At 40.0% G+C, this 4,367-nt stretch carries 2 protein-coding genes; both read left to right on the forward strand.

Annotated elements, in window-relative coordinates; all coding sequences use genetic code 11:
* Nucleotides 1-170 precede the first annotated feature (170 nt).
* A complete protein-coding gene (locus tag GAP13_RS12730; protein WP_158908667.1) occupies nt 171-3,962 on the forward strand; it encodes an MrfA Zn-binding domain-containing protein in 3,792 nt (1,263 codons plus the stop codon).
* A 130-nt stretch (nt 3,963-4,092) separates the two neighbouring features.
* A complete protein-coding gene (locus GAP13_RS12735; protein ID WP_222126225.1) occupies nt 4,093-4,332 on the forward strand; it encodes a hypothetical protein in 240 nt (79 codons plus the stop codon).
* The last annotated feature ends 35 nt before the right edge of the window (nt 4,333-4,367 follow it).

Here is a 4,367-nt window from a genome sequence, read left to right on the forward strand (position 1 = left end):
TTTTTCTGGGGAATTTTGACGATTTTTCTGGCCATTCCAGTTTGATCTTTCTGGGGAGTTTTAGCTTACATTACACAAAACAAAGACTTCGCGAAGGAGGGTGTAAAAATTCTTTCCAGTGCATAGGTACGAGCGCAACTTTAATCGGAGGTAATAATAATAAAGCAGCTGTGGCAAAGTTCGCATCAGATATATTTGGAGAACTATTCCAACCAGAAGATGTAATTCTGGGTGAAACAGAGCAGATTATTCAACAAGGAGAAAAAAGTTTTACTCTTGATGATTATATCATGCTTGAAGGATATCTAGAAGGCAAGAATGGCGAATACGAGCAATATGTCAACAATATAGCCAAGAAGATAAACATTAATCATGATTCTTTGAATGAAAATCGCTCTATTAAGGTTGGTGCTTTGCTTCTAAATGATCAACGTTCCATTGCCCTTAGAAAGCTCATTACAGGCCAACCTCAGACAATTCAAGAAGCAGCAAATACAATATTCCATGACCATGAGGAAAAAGTACGTGAGCATGCTTTAAAAGAATTGGTAAATATCCTTCAAAAGGCTCGAAATCCCAGTTCTGGATCCCCACTTCTATCAGCGCGGTATCATTTTTTTCTCAGGTCGCTTGAAGGAGCTTATGTTTCATATTGGCCGATGAAAAAGGTATTTCTTGATAGAAAATCAATTGGTGATAAAAACTCAGCTTTTGAAGTTGCTCTATGCCGTGAATGCGGTCAACACTATTTTATTGCCCAAAAACATTTCAATGGTGGAAAAATTCAAGAGGCAATACGCGATCCAAATGATGTAAATTTTGGTACGACATTTTTAAGACCGATTGAAAATGAAAACGCAATTGAAAATGAAGAAAGCGAGAATTATAGGAATAAAAAAGTTCTATACCTTTGTATGCAATGTGGGATTGCTGAATATACAGTGCCAAATTGTGGCCATAATTCTTTTATTAAGGTTATAAAGGAGGATACTCCTGATAATGAAGATAAAGCAGATCAATTAAGCAGATGTAGTGCTTGCGGATATACCGCTGCCGGACGAGATCCTGTACGGGAAGTCGTACATGGCACTGATGGACCGCATTCAGTAATAGCAACAACTCTTTTTCAATACCAACCAGAAGGTCGAAAGAAAATTCTTGCATTTGCCGATGGTCGGCAGGAAGCTGCTTTTTTTGCATGGTATCTGGAAGAATCCTACAAAGATATTTTGAACAGGAACTTGATAATAAAAATAGCAAATAGCTTCAACCCTTTCCCGAAGGAAGGAGTTAGCCTTGTTACGCTGGCTGACAGAGCATATAGGGATTATAGGAATGCTTTCAAGAAAAAAGAATCAGATGATGAACTCGAAATCCGAAAAAGCATCTGGCAGTCCTTGTACAGAGAATTTCTAACAGAGGAACAAAGGATTTCGCTGGCAGGTGTTGGCCTTGTCCATTGGTCATTAAGATGGCCTGAATGGTGTAGAGTTCCTCAAGTCTTATTGGATCCGCCCTGGTTACTAAGCGAGGATGAAGCAAAGAATTTATTATTAATTCTTTTGGATACCATGAGAATCGATAAAGCAGTGGAACTTCGCAATGAAGATGGCATTTCTCTGGTTTGGAACGATCTCAATCTATATTCGCAGCAAATGACATTCCGTATTGGCGATCCAAGAGGAGATAACAAAGTTCGAAGCTGGGACGGAAAGAATGGGAAAAGAACTCGTTTTCTGACCAAATTATTAATGAAAATTCAAAATAATATTTCTGAGGAAAGTGCAATTGAGCAGGCAAGGAATGCCTTAAGGGCTATTTGGGAATCGCTGAAACAATACGATGCAAGTTCTCCTCGAACGAGTGACCATCTATTAATCCCTATAAATGATGGACTGCGTTTGAATTCTAATTGGTGGAGATTGACACTCATTGAAAATGACCAGACTCTCTTCAAATGTGATACTTGCGGACAAATATATCCAATCTCCACTTTTGGCTTCTGCATTAAGAATCAATGTTCGGGCACTTTATATCCAATTAATTCCAGCGAACTTGACGATAATCATTATAGAATTTTATATAAAGAAGAATTGCCATTGTCCATGAGGGTAGAAGAACATACAGCTCAACTAGAAAATGAAACAGCCAGAGAATATCAACGTGAGTTCAAAGAAGGCAAAATAAATATATTGAGCTGTTCCACTACTTTTGAATTAGGCGTAGATTTAGGCGACCTTGATACTATTTTTCTCCGCAATGTACCCCCCGAATCCTTTAATTATGCCCAGCGAGTAGGACGAGCGGGACGTCGAAGTGACCACCCTGGATTTGCTGTTACTTATTGCCGAAGATCACCTCACGACCTTTATCACTTTTCAGAACCAATACGCATGCTCAGAGGTAATATCCGTCCTCCATCTATAAGCATATGCAATGAAAAAATAATAATACGACATATTGCTGCTGTAGCCTTATCTTATTTTTTTAGATTTTCCCCTAAGAGATTCGATTCAGTTAAAGAATTATTCAAGGATTTTCAGAAGCCTTGTGCGATAATAGATTTTATTGCTTTCTTGAAGCAAAATGAGAATATTATTAAAGATTCGCTTTTAGCTATCATCCCCGAAGAAATGTTTCCAAAAGTCGGTCTTGACAGCCAGTTATGGATAGATAAAATTGCCGGCAAGAGCAAGGTTGATGGTATTTATCTAGAAGAAAGCAGATTTGCTCTTGCCGAAGCAGAAATTTCAAGCGACTATCTCGGTGTATTGAAGCTCGAAGAACAATCGAGCTTAAGCAGAAATTACAAGGCAGCTGATTGGGCTCGCAGGAGACTTAATACCATTGAATCGGAAGATGTTCTTTCTTTTCTCTCTCGTAAAGCGATAATTCCCAAATACGGATTTCCAACTGATGTAGTAGAGCTTGATACAAATAGAGTTCAACAAAATCACGAATCCTTTGAAATATCGCTTCAACGAGATTTAAGCATAGCTGTTGCCGAATTTGCTCCTACAAGCAAAATAATTGCAAATAAAAAAGAATGGATTTCTTATGGCCTAAAGAAAGTACCTGAACGAGAATGGCCAATTAAGCATTACAAACGATGCAGCAAGCATAACGTATTTTATCAGTGGGATCATGGACAGACAGAGCCGCCTTCTCCTTGTGATCATGTACTTATGGCATCTAAGTATATAATCCCCAGCTTTGGATTCGTTACCAATCGTGAAACCTTACCTCAACCCCCCAAGGGTCGATCAAGTAGAGTACTGACTACCCGTCCTTACTTTGCAGGCGCATTAGGTCCAGAGAAGGGTAAGATATTAATACCTTTATTACATCCAGTTGTCGAAATAAAGAAAGCATCACCGGGTTTGATGGTTGTTATATGTGAAGGCCCCCGAGGTGAAGGTTTTTATATTTGCGGAGATTGTGGAGCAGGATTCAGAGAAAGGGTAAAAAAGCACAAAACACCTTATGGCCAAGACTGCAACGGTACTCTACAGCGAGTTGCTCTCGGTCATGAATTTGTAACTGATGTATTGCAGCTTCAGTTTCTACCTCAGATAAATGCCGATTGGGATCCAATATGGTTCGCATTTTCTTTGGCATATGCAATTGTCGAAGGAGCTGCAGAAATCTTAGAAATCCCATCTACTGATCTTAGTACCACTGTTACTTACGGCGGTCAACATAATGTTCTCCCAATCGTTCTTTATGATAATGTGCCAGGAGGAGCTGGCCTTGTGAGTCAACTAGAGGATGAAGACGTTTTAAAATCTTGCATACAAGCTGCATATAATCGAGTTTCTGGAAAATGCGGATGTGATGAAGGGACAAGCTGTTATGGTTGCTTAAGAACATATAGAAATCAATTTGCCCATCAGAATCTTAAGCGAGGACCAGTAAAAAGATATTTAGAAGGATTGTTATCTATGTGGCATCAAAACTTATAATAAGAACATTTCAAGACATAGCAATTCATAAAATGATCTATGTTCACTATGATTCAGGGAATTAATTGTCACTTTTGATGGTATTGCAAAGTACGCTGTATAACCGGTGTTGGCCTATGATGGCAGCTCGATGAAGCGAATCGATGCCGCGGGCATTCTCGGCATGGCGATGAGCGGCACCACCGCCACACTGCTCGCCCGCCGCTGGGAAAGCGCGCTCCTGGTGAATGTGGACAACGACACGCTGCGCCGGCTCATGAGCAATGAAGAAGCCATGCGGGCCCTGATGGGAATTGTAAGCGTAAATTTCACACCGTTGGGCAAAAATCGTAAGCGTAAATTTCACACCGTTGGGCAAAAATCAGTATGAATTGGGTGCGAGCTTGTACGGCAATAACGCCCGCT

The organism is Rectinema subterraneum, assembly GCA_009768935.1.
Classification (GTDB): Bacteria; Spirochaetota; Spirochaetia; order Treponematales; family Rectinemataceae; genus Rectinema; species Rectinema subterraneum.